Source organism: Paenibacillus sp. FSL H8-0034 (genome assembly GCF_038000305.1).
Classification (GTDB): domain Bacteria; phylum Bacillota; class Bacilli; order Paenibacillales; family NBRC-103111; genus Paenibacillus_S.
In genome coordinates this window covers 1,998,089-2,013,851 of record NZ_JBBOBS010000001.1, presented here as the reverse complement: position 1 = coordinate 2,013,851, position 15,763 = coordinate 1,998,089, and the positions used below count along the sequence as shown (strand labels likewise).

General features: G+C 45.3%; 15 protein-coding genes. 6 read left to right on the top strand and 9 right to left on the bottom strand.

The genetic code is table 11. The features are described from left to right. Positions 1 to 6: 6 nt before the first annotated feature. From NST47_RS09165 to NST47_RS09135, 7 genes are all read right to left on the bottom strand, one after another. Positions 7 to 1,332, bottom strand: coding sequence for an efflux RND transporter periplasmic adaptor subunit (locus NST47_RS09165; RefSeq protein ID WP_341154859.1), 1,326 nt, complete (start codon positions 1,330 to 1,332; stop codon positions 7 to 9). Between the two features lie 46 nt (positions 1,333 to 1,378). After that, the gene (locus tag NST47_RS09160) at positions 1,379 to 2,035 is read right to left on the bottom strand and encodes an HlyD family secretion protein (RefSeq protein ID WP_341154858.1); all 657 of its coding nucleotides are present in this window, start codon (positions 2,033 to 2,035) and stop codon (positions 1,379 to 1,381) included. An 83-nt stretch (positions 2,036 to 2,118) separates the two neighbouring features. Beyond that, positions 2,119 to 2,544 carry a MarR family winged helix-turn-helix transcriptional regulator gene (locus NST47_RS09155; RefSeq protein ID WP_341154857.1) on the bottom strand — a complete coding sequence of 142 codons (426 nt, stop codon included), beginning with the start codon at positions 2,542 to 2,544 and terminating at the stop codon, positions 2,119 to 2,121. Between the two features lie 248 nt (positions 2,545 to 2,792). Beyond that, the gene (locus tag NST47_RS09150) at positions 2,793 to 4,391 is read right to left on the bottom strand and encodes an MDR family MFS transporter (protein WP_445667450.1); all 1,599 of its coding nucleotides are present in this window, start codon (positions 4,389 to 4,391) and stop codon (positions 2,793 to 2,795) included. A gap of 270 nt (positions 4,392 to 4,661) precedes the next feature. Then, a complete protein-coding gene (locus NST47_RS09145; protein ID WP_341154855.1) occupies positions 4,662 to 5,096 on the bottom strand; it encodes a DoxX family protein in 435 nt (144 codons plus the stop codon). Positions 5,097 to 5,120: 24 nt separating this feature from the next. Then, the gene (locus NST47_RS09140; protein WP_341154854.1) at positions 5,121 to 5,582 is read right to left on the bottom strand and encodes a DUF2269 family protein; all 462 of its coding nucleotides are present in this window, start codon (positions 5,580 to 5,582) and stop codon (positions 5,121 to 5,123) included. A 25-nt stretch (positions 5,583 to 5,607) separates the two neighbouring features. Further along, a complete protein-coding gene (locus NST47_RS09135; RefSeq protein WP_341154853.1) occupies positions 5,608 to 6,201 on the bottom strand; it encodes a TetR/AcrR family transcriptional regulator in 594 nt (197 codons plus the stop codon). A 143-nt stretch (positions 6,202 to 6,344) separates the two neighbouring features. Between NST47_RS09135 and NST47_RS09130 the strand changes: the two genes are divergently transcribed. Beyond that, positions 6,345 to 7,391, top strand: a complete 1,047-nt coding sequence (locus tag NST47_RS09130; RefSeq protein WP_341154852.1) for a LacI family DNA-binding transcriptional regulator — start codon at positions 6,345 to 6,347, stop codon at positions 7,389 to 7,391. A 259-nt stretch (positions 7,392 to 7,650) separates the two neighbouring features. Continuing rightward, positions 7,651 to 8,304, top strand: coding sequence for a helix-turn-helix transcriptional regulator (locus tag NST47_RS09125; protein WP_341154851.1), 654 nt, complete (start codon positions 7,651 to 7,653; stop codon positions 8,302 to 8,304). A gap of 52 nt (positions 8,305 to 8,356) precedes the next feature. Here the strand turns inward: NST47_RS09125 and NST47_RS09120 are convergent, their stop codons facing one another. Continuing rightward, a complete protein-coding gene (locus NST47_RS09120; RefSeq protein ID WP_341154850.1) occupies positions 8,357 to 9,262 on the bottom strand; it encodes an RraA family protein in 906 nt (301 codons plus the stop codon). Positions 9,263 to 9,753: 491 nt separating this feature from the next. On the opposite strand from NST47_RS09120, the gene NST47_RS09115 reads away from it, so the two are divergent. The 4 genes from NST47_RS09115 to NST47_RS09100 all read left to right on the top strand — a co-directional run bounded on the left by NST47_RS09115 (position 9,754) and on the right by NST47_RS09100 (position 14,217). Continuing rightward, complete coding sequence (locus NST47_RS09115) at positions 9,754 to 10,686, top strand: carbohydrate ABC transporter permease (RefSeq protein WP_341154849.1); 933 nt, start codon at positions 9,754 to 9,756, stop codon at positions 10,684 to 10,686. After that, a complete protein-coding gene (locus NST47_RS09110; protein WP_076232261.1) occupies positions 10,683 to 11,519 on the top strand; it encodes a carbohydrate ABC transporter permease in 837 nt (278 codons plus the stop codon). Before NST47_RS09115 ends, NST47_RS09110 begins: the two co-directional genes overlap by 4 nt. Before the next feature lie 266 nt (positions 11,520 to 11,785). Continuing rightward, a complete protein-coding gene (locus NST47_RS09105) occupies positions 11,786 to 13,099 on the top strand; it encodes an ABC transporter substrate-binding protein (protein WP_341154848.1) in 1,314 nt (437 codons plus the stop codon). Positions 13,100 to 13,212: 113 nt separating this feature from the next. Then, positions 13,213 to 14,217 carry a mannonate dehydratase gene (locus tag NST47_RS09100; RefSeq protein ID WP_341154847.1) on the top strand — a complete coding sequence of 335 codons (1,005 nt, stop codon included), beginning with the start codon at positions 13,213 to 13,215 and terminating at the stop codon, positions 14,215 to 14,217. 99 nt (positions 14,218 to 14,316) lie between these two features. Here NST47_RS09100 and NST47_RS09095 read toward each other — a convergent pair whose 3' ends face one another. Continuing rightward, on the bottom strand, positions 14,317 to 15,705 hold the full coding sequence (locus NST47_RS09095; protein WP_341154846.1) for a mandelate racemase/muconate lactonizing enzyme family protein: 1,389 nt from the start codon (positions 15,703 to 15,705) through the stop codon (positions 14,317 to 14,319). Positions 15,706 to 15,763: the final 58 nt, after the last annotated feature.

Below are 15,763 nucleotides of genomic sequence, written 5' to 3'. Positions count from 1 at the left end.
CACCACCTATTCCACTTTCAATTTAGCGCCGTCAACGATGCTATCGCTGGGAGTCACTGCGATTTGCTGCTGCGCTTGCAGATTGGCATTCGCTTCTATATAGACCCAATCCTGATTTTTTTCTGTTGTCTTGACTTCGATCTTGTGAGCCGTTCCGTTGTCTACCTTGATGACATACTCTTTGCCATCCTTCTTGATGATCGACGATTTAGGAGCCTCAAGACGTGCTTGCGCTGCATCCTTCAGATGCACCTCGGCCACAGTTCCGGCAAACAGCAGACCATCCTTATTGTCCACAGTAACTTTAACCGGGAACGTATTGCTGTTGGCGTTGGAAACCGGACTTACAAAGGAAATTGTGCCCGGGAATGTTTTATCCGGTATGTTGGCCGCCTTCACATCAACGGCAGTTCCTGCTTTAATAGAACCGATTTGCGTGTCCGTTACGCTAAGCTCTACCTGTACCTGATTCATATCCACAACAGAGAACAATGCGACACCCGGCTGTGCCATTTCGCCAGGCTGTATGCTGCGCTTGATGACAATGCCATCTGTTGGCGACGTAATGGTCGCATTATTGACAGAATTACTCGCTAACTGAACAGCAGCGTTCAAACGATCCAGATCCGCTTGCAGGGCCATGATCGTGTTGCTTGTAGCCCCCGCTTGTGTCAGCTCAAGCTTCGCTCTGGCAGCATCGACCTGTGCAGCAGCGGCCTGACTTGCGGCCTGAGCCTGCTCATAGCCTGTTCTGGCTTTCTCGTACTCCAGCTTTCCACGATCGACGTCCTCTTTCGTTACGGCTGAAGAGCTGTCAAACTGATTGCGAAGCCTGTTGTACGTGTTCGTCGCTAGTTCAAAGCCTGCATTGGCCTGCTCGACTGCTGCGACGGTCTGACCATGGGCTGCTTCAGCCGCGCGGACGGAGCTTTCAGCTGCTTTAATTTCTTGCGAACGTGCACCTGCCTGCGTATCGGCAAGCTTGGCATTGGAAGCCACCACTCCCGACTCTGCCTGCTTCAGCTGTTGAACCAGATCATCGGTCTCAAGCTGTACAAGCACATCACCCTTTTTCACGGCAGCACCTTCATTTACATTGACAGTGGATACTTTTCCTGAGATTTTACTGACAATTTTCACTTCTTGATCCGGATTAATTTTACCGCTCCAGCCAGAGTCTGCGAGCTGACCCAGCTTCATTACTTTCACGGGTGCTTCAGCTCCTGCACCATTAGCCTGGCCTCCTGTGACAGAAGAACCACAACCGGACAATGCGCTCACCAGTGCAAGCGACAGTACCGCCGGAACCCAAATTTGATGCCTTGTTTTCATCGTTTTGCTCCCCTTTATCAGTTAACCTTAATTATGGTTGCATTCTTTAATTTTTAACCCTGATCTTGATCACACTGCTGAGTCCCGGTGATAGTTCATATCCTTGTTGATTATCAATGGAAATTTTAATGGGAACCCTCTGTGTCACTTTTGTGAAATTACCACTTGTATTCGAAGCAGGCAGCAATGAAAAGGTAGATGCTGTTGCTTTGCTAATCTCTTGAACCTTTCCTGTCAAGGTCAAGCCCTTGAAGGTATCCACTGTGATTTCTACCGGTTGGCCTACTTGAAGTCGATGAATTTCCGTCTCCTCGATGTTGGCAGACACATATAGCTGACTTTGATCGACGACCATTGCCACTGTTTGACCTGGAGAAGCAATCTCGCCTGTTTTGATTAATGATTTAATAACAGTTCCCTTAATCGGTGATCTTAACGTAGCCTGCTCCAAATTACTGATACTCAGATTGTTGCTGTCCTGTTGACCGATGATTTGATCTGCCAGTACATGATCCCCTTCGTTCACTGACATCGAAAGAACCTTTCCAGTTACCCGCGGCATCACCTTATAAATATCACCAGCAAGCCTTGCATCCTCAGATGATACAAAGTTTTGACCCTGATACCAGAACATACCGCCAATACCACCACCGGCGATCACCAGTACCGTCAAAATAACAATTAACACCGCTTTTCGCTTCATGTTTCTCCTCAATCCTCTTTCCATCTCTAAAATGTCTGTATCCATTATATTATTTCGTGTACGAAATAAATGAACATATAGGCCTAGCTCTTTTCTTCTCCGAGGTTGTGCAAAAGAGTCGTGTACAGCTTATCTAAAATTCGCAGCTCCTCGGCAGATATTCCCTGCAGCATTTTTTCAATAAGCTCCTTCTTCAACTGCTGACTTGCTATACTGGCTTCCACTCCTTGCGGACTAATTTCCAGATATACGCTACGGCGATCGCCTTCATCCCGATATCTTAGAATTAATCCCTTTTCCTCCAGCTTATCGCATAATAATGTAAGTCCCCCAGGTGTCATACACAATCTCTCAGCAAGATCGGATACTCTTTGAATCCCCTCTTTGCGCAGCATATGCAGCATATTCGCCTGAGGCAAGCTCAAATTCATCGGACTCGGACTGACGGTGTTCCATTCAGATACGAATTTTTTATGAATCTGCCGATGAAGACGCTCGATCTTCTCCATACTAAAAAAGTCAATCAAGGACGTTCACTCCTTTTACTAAACAAAATCATTTCCCCTTTAACATTTACATGTCTTAATCATTATAATAAAAATATTTAGTACACGAAATAATATAGCAGAAAAACAGATGTTTTTAAAACTCCAAAAATAGCCAATTAATCGCAAATATCGTATAGAATCACGACTATCATCTGCTTTACTCTTCCGCATGAAGCCACACGTTATCGTGTGGCTTGTAATCCGCATTATTACACAGCCTCTTGTGGCTCCTTGTTAGGATCAGAGCCTTTACGGTCCGACAGCTGTACCTTGCCAACAAACAGGCTTAGAATGGCGCCCAGAATGACGAATACGAGACCGAACATAAACACCGTATGCAAGGAATCGACCAAGGCTGTTTTTAAAATCGGTACAATCTGAGCGGTTAATGCCTGCGGCATCTGGCTTAGCGCCTCTGGATTGAGCAGCACCGAATACAGTGATTGCGGGTCCGAACTGATTTTGGCAATCATATCACTGATCAATGAACTTCCTTGCTGAGGAATCTGCTTTAGCACAGGAACAAGATTAACGGTCAGCAAATTACTGGAATGATGGTTCATAATCGCTCCAAGTATGGTCATCCCAAAGGTACCGCCAATTTGCCGGAAAAATTGACTTGATGAGGTGACCACGCCAAGCTCTGACTTAGGAAAGCTTTCCTGCAAAGCCAGTGTAAGCAGCGGCATAACCAGCCCCATGCCAAGACCTATGACCATCATAAAGCTGGAAGCCGTCAGCTTCGAGGTAGTCATGCTGAGTGTGGTCAGCAAAATAAATCCGACAGCCATAATGACCATCCCAATACCCATCTGCGTACGTACACCGATCTTCTGAACCATCTGACCGCCGAGAACACTCGCTGCAATCATCGTGATCATCATGGGCGTCATCACAGTACCGGACGCTGCCGGACTAATTCCGACTATGCCCTGCATGAACAACGGTACAAACATGATCGCACCGAACATGCCGACACTCATCAGAAAGCCAACTCCGTTAATGATCGTGAACGTTTTATTGCGGAATAGCGAGACAGGCAGTATCGCTTCCTTCGCTTTCGATTCGATCACAACAAAGCTAACCAAAGAAACGACCGCAAGTACAATCAATCCAATGACCTGCCAGGAAACCCAGGCAAAATTTTTCCCGCCGAACGTTAATGCCAGCAGCAAGCTTACGACACCCACAATCATCGTCGTCATACCGGCAATATCGAATTCAACCTTGTCTTTTCTTTGGAACTTGGGAAGAGCAATTGCAATCAATACGATAGCCAATACCCCCACTGGCAAATTAATGTAGAACACCCAACGCCAGCTGGCAGCATCAACAATCCAGCCGCCGACCTGCGGACCAATAATGGAGGAAAGCCCAAACAAGGCACCGAATACCCCCTGCCATTTGGCACGCTGTTTGCCTGTGAAAATATCACCTATAATAATCATCGCCATCGGCATCATAATCCCGCCGCCGATACCCTGCAAGCCGCGAAACAATATAAGCTCGGTCATATTTTGCGATAATCCGCACAGGGCGGATGCTATGATGAAAATACTCAAGCCCGTTACATAAACAACTCTGCGTCCCAATAAATCGGCCAACTTCCCGGCAATCGGAACAATAACCGTAGACGTCAGCATATAGGCTGTCGTCAGCCATGTCATCAAACCTAATCCACCCAAATCACCAACAATTCTCGGCATTGCGGTTCCGACTATCGTTCCATCCAATGCACCGAACAGCATGGCGATGATTAATCCCGCAACCAACAGTCCTTTCCGATTGTTCGGATCATGGGCTTCCAATGAGGAGTCCTTGTCGTAAATAGACTCCTTTTCCTTAGATGAGCTCATTGCTTTCTCCATGCTTTTCACCTCTCTCTATCATAGGTTTAATGTTATACAAGTTAATATTTAAATTATTTAAATATATAATAATGAAAACTCATTCTCTTTGCAAGAGATTTTTTTCATTTGTACAACTCGCCTTCAATATTAGATTGTGAGATGTGCGGAGCATGGTCCTTATGCTGCTACAAGCTGCTTATATATAAGTTACCCAAAACAAAAAGCTTTCTATCCAGCTATTAGAACTGCGACCACAAAAATAATTTGCAGCAAGGAACGAATCCCGAGAGGAGGTGTAGGTTTGCCATTAATGGTCAAGCCCTGACGGGCAGCCTGAATATTTGCAGGGAACATCGCTATAAGCAGGATGACCAGACAAATCGAGGTCAATTGCGAAATGCCAGGTATCAGAATTCCTGCAGCAGCGGCCAGTTCAAGCCAACCGGTAATGGTTACGATCCTATCCGGCGCAGGAAGCCAGGAGGGAACCATCCGTATCAGATCGGGACGTCTTTTCCCGAAATGGGCTGAAGCTGTAAGCAGCAGCATGACGGCCACCGCGGCCTGAAGCGATGCATGCCAAGAAATAAAATATGACCAACCAAGCGCCCCAAACAATCGAAATGATAATAACGATATAATAAGCGTATATAACGGAGCCATGTTCCTCCACCTCTCTCTTCCTAATTATAAGGTCCTCGTAATCATCAAATATAAAATAACGACCGGCAGAAGCGTCGACACGATGCCAAAAATAGCCCAATAGCGGGAAGCACGACGATATCCCTCCGTAACCGCTTTTTGTTCAACGGATTGAGCACTATGCCGAATCATGCTGCGCTGAAGCGGTATAAGCAGTGTCAGCCACAAGATCCCTGAAATAGCAAACAGTATTACCGACAACGTAAGCCAGCTCAAGCCTGACATCGGCATTCCTGAACGAACCGCCATGACTATGCCGGATATCGTAATCAATGCGATACCTGGCAGCGTAAACACATAATCCGCCAGCATCACATTTTTGACTGCACTATGAATCACAACCGGATTATTTTGCAGATCCGCTCGTATTTTCCAGAACGCTGCTGTCACGATATTTCCGACTAACAGAACAACTCCGATAATATGGATCACTAACCAATAGCTCATTTGCATACACAACCTCTCCATGTTTTTAACGCGGCTTCAACGTATCAGACAGAAAGCTGAAATAATCCTGTAGACTGAAAGTAGCAGGAGCAGAAGTTAAAGAAGAACGGATCCGCAAGCCAAGTGAAATTAACACAAATAATCCTGCTGTTTTGTCCGCATCAACCGTATTCGGAATGACACCATGCTGCTGACCAGTAATAATCCATTGTTTGGAAAAACTGAGTGTCTGCTCATAAAACTCTTCCAGCACTTCCGCAACCTCAGGCTGGTCCTCCTTGCCGATCAAATATTTCAGAACTTTGTTCGACACATCCGCGGGATCATCCAAGTGATGAAGAGTTTCCGTTATTTTCCGTAAAGGCCCCTCAAAATCCTTATCTCCACGCTCGACCTCTCCCATAAAGCTGCGATTGATCATCTCATTTCTTTCCTTGAGCACCCAGGCATAAATCTCATCCTTGCTTTTTACATAATGAAAAATAGCTCCTTTGGACAAACCCGAATGATCCATAATATCTTTCATCGTCAAGGAATCGCAGCCCTTCTCGCGGATCAGCTCCTTGGTCGTGTCGAGCAGCTTTTGCTTCGTTAGCTGTCTTCGTTCTTCCTGTTTCAAGAAGTAACACCTCCATAACATAATCAGTTTATTTAGTTAATGTTATTATACATACCGACCATCGGTTTGTAAATAAAAACAGTTGATATTCGGTTTACAAGTATGCAAAAATTATATCAAAACCTATTATCGGAGTGAGCATCATGTCTCGAAGCAAAAAGGTCACTATGCAGGAAATAGCCGATAAAGTAGGCGTATCCAAGTTCGCTGTATCCAAGGCCTTGTCTGGCAAATCAGGTATAAGTGAAGCAACCCGTGAAAAGATACATAAAGTCGCTGCCGAATTCGGTTATAGCAATCAAAAAAACAGCAGCCCTGATCCGCAGCCTTCCACAGATCCTGATTACAAAATAATCGGCATTCTCATCCCCAACATCAGAAGTCAGAACAAGGAATCGGCCTATTGGGGCAAAATTCTGGAAGGAATTTCAGCTAATTTGGAGAAAAGAGGCATCGGTACGATTATCATCACTGATGATTCTCCACAAAATTTTAACCTCGTTATTAAACCTGAAGGATTAAAAGGCGTAATCAGTGTGGGCCTTATTGCTCCCGAAATGCTTCTGGAACTTAGAAATTTATCGATCCCTTTCGTTCTGGTTGATCATGAGGATGAGTTGCTCGCTTCCGATAGCGTTTTTATGAACAGCTTTGATAGTTTACGAAGGTTAACCCATTATTTATTGGATACAGGCCATACCCGCTTCCAGTTTGTCGGGGATATTCATTATTCGAGAAGTTTTTATGACCGATGGTGCGGGTTTAAATCCGTGATGGATGAGAAAATGAATGATTATACATTCAACAGCAGCCTGCTTAAGATCAAGCCGTCTGTAGATGAAGACAATTACAATCGGCTTACAGCCGAGCTTGTACAGCTCACAGGGAGCACCTTCCCCACTGCTTTCGTATGTGCCAATGATCAAGTTGCTCTGCATGTCTTGAATGTGCTGAACGAGCTAGCCATTCAGGTACCCGAGGATTGCTCTATAACCGGCTTTGATAACAATGAAGACATCATCAAATTGTTCCCTGAATTGACAACCATCATAGCCGAGGAAGCGGCGCTGGGAGCCAAGGCTGTTGATTTATTGCTGTGGAGAATCGATAACCCTTTGATGCCATATGAAAAAGTTTTACTGCAAAGTCAAATGATTGTCAGAGGCAGCACCCGCATTTTTCAAAAATAAGACTTAACACACAGCAACCTAACAAATTATTTTGTTAGGTTTTATTTGTATGATGTATGCTTGAATTTTAAAATATCTGCTATAATTCTCTAAGTTCTAATAAATTAGGTTGAAATTCCACCCTATTCATTGTACTATTATCATAAATTGGTAATGTAACCGATATCATTTTATTGAAAACAGTATTCTTTTACTAACAACATAACAATTAACCTAACAAAAAGATTGTAATTCGGAAAACTTGGTTAGGAGTGAGTACATGTGTGAATATTCATATGTGAAAGAAAAGGAGCTTTATGATACTTTCAAATCAGCCGTAGATTCCTCTGAAGTTGAACACGTGATAGACGTCTTTTACGAATTTTTGGTCGAGAACGGTTCGAGTGAAATGCTGGTCTTGTACGAAGCTACGGTTCGTTTGCTGGTCGGAATGGAAAAAAGAGTTCTTGCGGAGTTCGGGAATGATACCCGTTGCAACCAATTCGATGTCCTCTCGGTGGTCACCAAGAGAAATCTCGTGGAAATTAAAGCCTATGTATTTGAATGCTTCATGGAATTACGGGGCATTATTATGCGGAAGTTTAACTACAACCATACGAGTATTATTATGAAAACGATCCAGAACATGGAGAATGAATTTCAGCACGCCACGCTTGACAGCCTTGCCCAAAAAGTGTACATGACACCCTCCTACCTCAGCTTGTTATTCAAAACGAATACTGGCAAAACCTTCATCGAGCAGTTAACCGACATTCGCATCGACAAAGCCAAACACCTGTTAAAGAACACTCATCTAAAAAATTATGAAGTCGCTGAATCGATTGGTTATCAGGACTCCCGCTATTTCAGCCAAATATTCAAAAAAAAGGTGGGATGCTCGCCAAGTGATTATCGGGAATCAGCCAATCACTAAGCTATGGGGGCAATAGGCGGGATCACCTGTTTTGCCCCTTTTTAATTTCATCTTACAATCGAACCTGACCTGAATTTCCTTCTGTCTCTGTTCTCATAGCGTGCTCCAGCTCCTGATCCCAGGTCAGATGACGGTACTCAGCCGACTCCTGTGTGCTATCCAACCATGCTGTGAAGTCATTCCAGATAGAAACAGTCCATGGCGAATCGATTTGTGCTGTTGTATAGATGTCTTCGCGCAAGCGAACGAAGCCAAAAATATCGCGTACCTGCGACTTTTCTGCCTGAACGACTGTAAGCTCTGCCAGATGAGGCGGAATGAACAGCACACCTGACGGTGTTCCCAGCACCACATCACCTGGAAGACAGATCGTTTTACCGATCCGGCACGGGGTATTGATTCCTACCATGGTGACATCTGCTATCGCTGTCGGATCACTGCCACGATAAAACACGTTGATCCCTTCAATTTCAACTATTTGCTGGTTATCGCGGATACCACCCCAGATCACGGCACCACCCCGCTTCGTTTTGGAAGCGATCGCCGTTGACAGGTTCCCACCCACAAAGGTCCCTTGATGGACTTTATCAAACAAATCAACCACTACAATATCGTCCTCCTGCAGTGTGTCGATGACCCATTGATTGAAAAAGCCTTTTCTGTCCTCCTGCTGATGACCATAGCTCAGTAAAGTCTCATGCAGATCCGGACGTTTGGGAACGAATACGGATGTCACGGCACGCCCTACCATCACCTGATTCGGATGCACAATTTTGAGATCGCCTTCAAATTGAAAGGCATAGCCGTGATTCCACAAGGTGCCCCATGCTTCCTCCAAAGTAATTTTCGCCATACGGCGTAATACATCATCCGATACCCGGGGACGGCCATTGGCAAATCTTTCGCCCTGCCACAGTGGCGTCAATTGAATAATGTCTTCGGGGTTATCATATTTCAAGTGCAACCCTTCCTTCTCACTGATTGTATTTTCACCTCTTATGTTAAGCAAATTTATACATTTGTCGATGTGGTTTTTTTACGCACTTTTCGTACAGTAATTATAAATTTTTCATCAAATAGGTAAATTCTTATCATATTCCCCCTAACAACTGATGATATTCCCCTATATGGAATGACTAACCGTCTGTATATTGGAATAGAAAGGAGGTAGTTTTTTCCACTGTTCAAGCTTTTTGAATGCGTTTACATGACATCCGTTTGTATGCTCCGTGATTACATTTATGGCCTCCAACTACCGCATTGATGGTTTTACATCATGTGTATTTCCCCCTGCAGCAAGCTAAATTCACCCTGATCAGACTGATTAAAAAATCAAACAATATCATAAAATCCTCACCTGTGCATGTTAAATTCGCTTTGCTACACTGTGAAAGTACAAGAATCATAGGATAAGGAAGTGACTCAATGGGGGTTAAGGAAATATCCAGCATGAACACGATAGCAGAAGTTCCCGTTCGCAAAAGTAAAAAAAACTTATTCAGCAACCACTTGGAAGGGTACATATTTATCTCGCCTTGGCTGCTCGGTTTTTTACTGCTAACCGTATGGCCGATAGGACGCTCCTTTTATTTGTCCTTCACGGAGTATTCACTCCTTGAGCAGCCCGTGTGGGCGGGACTCGACAATTACACGGAAATCTTTTTCAAAGACAATCTGTTCACCAAATCGCTCGGAGTTACTTTTACGTTTGTGTTGTTTTCTCTTCCACTCAAGTTATTTTTTTCATTGATGGTAGCGCTTCTCATTAACAAAAGTCTGAAAGGAATGAATGTATACCGTACGGCGATCTACTTCCCTTCGCTAATCGGAAGCAGCGTAGCGGTATCGATCCTCTGGCGCAACCTGTTCGGTCTGGACGGCTATGTTAATCAAATCCTCTCGTGGTTTGGTGTTCAAGGTAAAGCCTGGATCGCCAACCCCGATACTTCGCTCGGCACCATCATTTTACTCAATGTATGGCAGTTCGGCTCCACGATGGTTATCTTTTTGGCTGGCTTACGGCAAATACCGAAGGATTTGTATGAATCTGCATCCGTCGATGGAGCAGGCAAGATACGCCAATTCTTTCACATTACTTTGCCCATGCTCTCTCCCGTTATGTTTTTCAATCTCATCCTTGGCATCATCGGCTCCTTTCAAACATTTACTTCTGCATTTATCATTACGGCTGGTGGACCCGCAAACTCTACATATATGTATGCTTTTTATCTTTATGAAAAGGCTTTCAAACATTATCAAATGGGATATGCCTCGGCGCTTGCCTGGATCCTGCTCGTGATTATAGCGATCATGACCGGCTTAAACTTCCTGGCATCCAAGTATTGGGTATTCTATGAGTCGGAAGGCGGGAATGACAAATGAACAGAGTCACCAGTTTCGGCACGTTTCGCAGCCATTTGATCCTGATCCTATTTTCTTTGATCATGATTTATCCAATTTTCTGGTGGCTGGGCGCTTCGCTCAAAACGGTAACAGATATGAAATCGACATCGATCTGGCCGACCACCTTTATGTGGGAAAATTACTCCAAAGGCTGGGTATTTTCACCCAAATACAGCTTTACTACCTTTTATCTCAACACCCTGGTGATGGAATTCTGGAATGTGCTCGGAGCCGTATTGAGCAGCGCGGTCGTCGCCTTTGGTTTTGCCAGACTCAAATTCAAGCTTCGTTCCTTCTGGTTCTCGATTTTGCTGCTCACCCTGATGCTTCCCGGACAGGTTACCATCGTGCCCCAATACATCATGTTTAACAATTGGGGATTAGTAAACAGCTATATCCCGCTTATTCTCCCGCACTTTTTTGGAGGCGGCGCCTTCTTCGTATTTCTTGTCGTTCAATTTATACGCGGGATCCCAAGAGAGCTCGATGAGGCCGCCAAGATCGACGGAGCCTCGGTGTACAAAACATTTTCACATGTTATTTTTCCATTAATCAAGCCAGCATTGGTATCCGTAGCGATTTTCACTTTTATATGGAGCTGGGACGATTTTTTTGCGCAGGTTTTATATTTAAGCTCGGTTGATAACTATACCGTTGGCCTGGCGCTTCGCATGTTCATTGATCAGTTTGAAATTCAATGGGGACAGCTTCTCGCGATGTCCCTGCTATCGATTATTCCATCCGTCATTTTGTTCATCTCGGCACAAAAGCATTTTGTTGAAGGCATTGCTACAACCGGTATTAAAGGATAACTGTATCCCCATGTACTGAACGATCTGGGATGTTGGCCGCACCCGGATGACAGACTGATAGTTGGAATCTTCATAAACCAACTGCGTGAAGCGAAAATGATGGATATATGTTAGATAAACAGCCTGCAGGTTCATCGGCCTCACGGAAGGCATGCAATCCATTCATGAGCTAGCCATGTTATGGAAGTGTACGCTGCGCTGTGCAGGCAGATCGATTAACGGGTGGAACCTGTACAACTATATGATCAAAGGGAGTGTTATGTATAATGAAAGCTAATAAAAAGACAAATATAATTGTAGCGGTGCTTGCTTTTTCATTGATTCTGACTGCTTGCTCCAAAACCGTTGAGACCACTGGCACCAGTACTCCTGCCAAGGATGCACCTGCTGCCGGCAAAAATGCCGACCTGCGGATTATGTGGTGGGGACCGGATGACCGCCATCAAGCGACTCTGAAAGCACTCGAAATGTATTCCGCCAAAAACCCAAATATTAAATTCACTTCCGAATATATGGCGTTTGATGCCTTTTGGACCAAGCTGCCTACACTTGCTGCCTCCAATTCCATGACCGACATCCTGCAAATGGACGGAGCTTATATTAACGAATATGCCAAAAAAGGCTTGCTTATGGATCTATCCGATGTCGATCTGAAGGGACTTGTCGATCCAAGAATCGTCAACAACGTCAAGATTGACGGCAAATTATATGGAATTCCGCTCAGTCATAACGGTGCGGGAGTCGCCTTCAACAAAGCGGAGCTGGAGGCGGCTGGCGTGAAGCTGCCACATAAGGATTGGACATGGGATGAATATTTCACTTACATGAAGGAAGCTCATGACAAGCTGCCTAAAGGTAAATATCCGTTTACCGATAATACAAGCGTATGGGACTGGTATCAGTTCTATCAGACATCCAATGGCAAAGGACCAATCATGCAGGATGGAACCAAATTTAATCTGGATAAGGATCTCTGGTTCAAATTTCAACAAATGCATGAGCAATGGCGTGCTGACGGAACCCTTCCATCTGCAGAAGCGACCACGGCCTTTAAAGAAAATGATCCCAAAGCCGACGCGATGGTATCCGGTGTCATGGCAAGAGGCGTTACTGTCGGTTCTGTTGGCGTCATGGAAACACTCAACCCGGGTAAAATTTCGGTAGTCAACAATCCTGTAGGTCCGGCTGGAGGCGGATGGGCACAAGCCACAATCTTCTTCAGCTTAAGCAAATCCACCAAATATGCGGCTGAAGGCAAGAAATTTATTCAATGGTTTATCTCCGATCAGGAAGTAGGCAAAACACTCGGGTTGACTCGCGGCGTTCCGATCAACGATGCGATTTACAAAACCCTGGAGCCCACCTTAAGCAAAAAAGACTTGATGGGTAAGGATCTGTTAGGCAATGCACTCGATAAGGCACTTCCGTTCTATCCGGCTCCTCAAGGCTGGTCCGATTTCACAAGCTTGTATAAGTCGGAAATGGAAGCGGTCATGTTCAAAAAACAAACGATTGAACAGGCATATGACAAAATCGTAGCCAAAGGCAAGGAAACCGAAGCGAAGCTGAACAAAAAGTAAATCGTCCTGGGTATCCTTGTACCGTCCTGCTTCTTGCAAAAGAACAGGGCGGTATATTAGGGGACGATGCAGAACAAAGCACGGGTTTTCATTATAAGGAGGTCGGTCTATTCATGCTTCAATTAGCTGAATTTTTCCCCGGATATCCAAGCAGGCTCTGGCATCTTGCCAAGCAGATGGGCGTTAATGATGCCGTTGGTCCTCTGCCCAAGGAAGATCACGGTATGAAACCATGGGATTATATGAATTTGGTGCAAATGAAACAAAGATTCGCTGATTTTGGACTCAATCTTCAAGTCATTGAATCGGCGCCCGAAACGAACCGCATCAAACTTGGCCTGCCAGGACGAGATGAAGAGATTGATATCATGTGCCAGTTCATCACGAATATGGGGGCTGCTGGCATCTCTGTGCTCTGCTATAACTTTATGGCTCAATTCAATTGGTTTCGCACCTCAACCACGATCCGTACCCGTGGAGGCGCGCTGGTCTCAGGCTACGATCATGCCTTATTAGCCAATGCGCCGTTGACCGAAGCCGGTATCGTAAGTGAGGATCAATTATGGGAACATTTGAAATACTATCTGGAACGGATTGTACCTGTCGCGGAAAAAGCAAAGGTCAGGCTGGCCCTGCATCCCGATGACCCGCCGATCTCTCCGATTCGTGGGGTGTCACGAATTCTGCGAAGCTCGGATGCGCTGCAGCAAGCTATTGATCTGGTGCCGAGCGAATACAGCGGTATTACGTTATGCCAAGGAACACTAGCGACAGCAGGTGAGGATATACCGACTGTGATCCGCAAGTTTGCAGCGCAGGACAAAATCTTTTTCGTCCATTTCCGTGATGTTCGCGGAACGCCAGAGAAGTTCGAGGAAACGTTTCATGATGATGGTCAAACGGATATGCTTGAAGCTATGAAGACCTATTACGAGGTTGGTTTTCAAGGTCCCGCTCGACCTGACCACGTCCCGACGATGGAGGGCGAGAATAACGATAATCCGGGCTATGAATTACTTGGTCGCTTGTACGGAGTTGGTTATATCAGAGGTTTAATGGAAGCGGCAGCTGCGGGAGAGCGCGAACGGCAAATTCTGCTAGCCGAATTAAAGGTATAACTCAGGCCTCAATGAGGTGCGACTCCTACAAAAAGACAGGATTCGGAATTGCGAATGACGGCTGCGCCGATGGTTCGCTTTTCTGAATCCTGTCTTTATTTAGCTCCAGAGACGATCGTTGGACCACGAATGGTTCCATTCGTCCGTCGATTCCCACAAGCCCGGAATATTCGCATGCAAATGCTCGGCAATTACCTCGTCATTTAAGGAGTCGATGCCTAGTCCCGGCGCATCCGGTACGGTTATAAAGCCATTTTGTATTAACGGTTTGGGCAGTGAACGCCCAATCACGATATCATCCCACCAGGAGACGTGATCGGAATGGAATTCAAGCGCAAGGAAGTTTTCCGTAGCTGCTGCACAATGGACAGCAGCCAGGCAGGCAATCGGGCTTTCAGCCATATGAATGGCCATTGCAACAGCGTAATCCTGCGCCATGTCGCCGATTTTTTTCGTTTCCAATATACCGCCAGAAGTCAGAAGATCCGGATGTATCACCGCAACTCCACCGGATTCCAGCAGCGGTTTAAAATTTTCCTTCAAATAGATATCCTCCCCGGTACATATCGGTGTCGTGACCGATCTCGCCAGTCTGACATATAATTCCGTGTATTGCCATGGAATCATATCCTCCATCCAGGCCAAATTATATTTATCGATCCGGCGTCCCAGTTTAATGCAGTCCTCCACGCCGATATGACCAAAGTGGTCAATCGCGAGCGGTACCTCATAGCCGATGACTGAACGTACGTCGCTTACATACTGCTCCAGCATATCAAGCCCTTTTTCAGTTACATGGATGCCGGTAAAAGGATGCGCAACATTGTAGGCGTCATACATTCGGTTGCGGGCATGGATGATTTCCATTTCCGTCATTTCGGTATTTTTCCGATTTGCCCATACGTCCGACAGCTTTTTCATATCTTCAAAGAAGCCCAAAGGTGCGCTTAAGGTGCCCGGCTCCTGGATGATTTGATTAATGCCCAGATCCATTTTCAAAAACGTATAGCCTTTTTCCATCCGTGATTTCAGCGCTTGCCCCATTGTCAGTCCGGTATCTCTGCCTTGCACATCGGTGTCACAATACATCCGGATTTTATCGCGGAACTTGCCTCCCAGCATTTGATAAATAGGGATACCGTATGCTTTTCCTGCCAAATCCCAAAGTGCGATCTCGATGCCGCTCACCCCTCCGCCTTGACGGGAATGGCCTCCGAATTGCTTGATACGACGAAACAGCTTATCAATCTGGCATGGATTTTCACCAAGCAAACGGGATTTCAATAGTAACGCATAGTTCTTGTCTGCCGCATCCCTTACTTCGCCATAACCGATTAAACCTTGATTGGTGTATACCTGAATTAAACTGCAGTGCATCGGGGAACCCTCGATATCGGCAAATCGAATATCGGTGATTTTTAATTCGGAAGGAATCGAATACGTATTCACATAAGCGGTTGTGCTGTCATAGGTTGCTTTGGTTAGCATGGTTATCAGCTCCTTTCCCTCATTATATAAAGGGTGCTGACCAATTGGCATGCTGTAA

Coding starts and splice junctions, on each gene's coding strand:
- NST47_RS09145 (WP_341154855.1), bottom strand. CDS start 5,096: ATGGCTCCGTTATATACGCTTATTATATCGTTATTATCATTTCGATTG.
- NST47_RS09115 (WP_341154849.1), top strand. CDS start 9,754: ATGAACACGATAGCAGAAGTTCCCGTTCGCAAAAGTAAAAAAAACTTA.
- NST47_RS09095 (WP_341154846.1), bottom strand. CDS start 15,705: ATGCTAACCAAAGCAACCTATGACAGCACAACCGCTTATGTGAATACG.
- NST47_RS09130 (WP_341154852.1), top strand. CDS start 6,345: ATGTCTCGAAGCAAAAAGGTCACTATGCAGGAAATAGCCGATAAAGTA.
- NST47_RS09100 (WP_341154847.1), top strand. CDS start 13,213: ATGCTTCAATTAGCTGAATTTTTCCCCGGATATCCAAGCAGGCTCTGG.
- NST47_RS09105 (WP_341154848.1), top strand. CDS start 11,786: ATGAAAGCTAATAAAAAGACAAATATAATTGTAGCGGTGCTTGCTTTT.
- NST47_RS09165 (WP_341154859.1), bottom strand. CDS start 1,332: ATGAAAACAAGGCATCAAATTTGGGTTCCGGCGGTACTGTCGCTTGCA.
- NST47_RS09140 (WP_341154854.1), bottom strand. CDS start 5,582: ATGAGCTATTGGTTAGTGATCCATATTATCGGAGTTGTTCTGTTAGTC.
- NST47_RS09155 (WP_341154857.1), bottom strand. CDS start 2,544: ATGGAGAAGATCGAGCGTCTTCATCGGCAGATTCATAAAAAATTCGTA.
- NST47_RS09160 (WP_341154858.1), bottom strand. CDS start 2,035: ATGAAGCGAAAAGCGGTGTTAATTGTTATTTTGACGGTACTGGTGATC.
- NST47_RS09110 (WP_076232261.1), top strand. CDS start 10,683: ATGAACAGAGTCACCAGTTTCGGCACGTTTCGCAGCCATTTGATCCTG.
- NST47_RS09125 (WP_341154851.1), top strand. CDS start 7,651: ATGTGTGAATATTCATATGTGAAAGAAAAGGAGCTTTATGATACTTTC.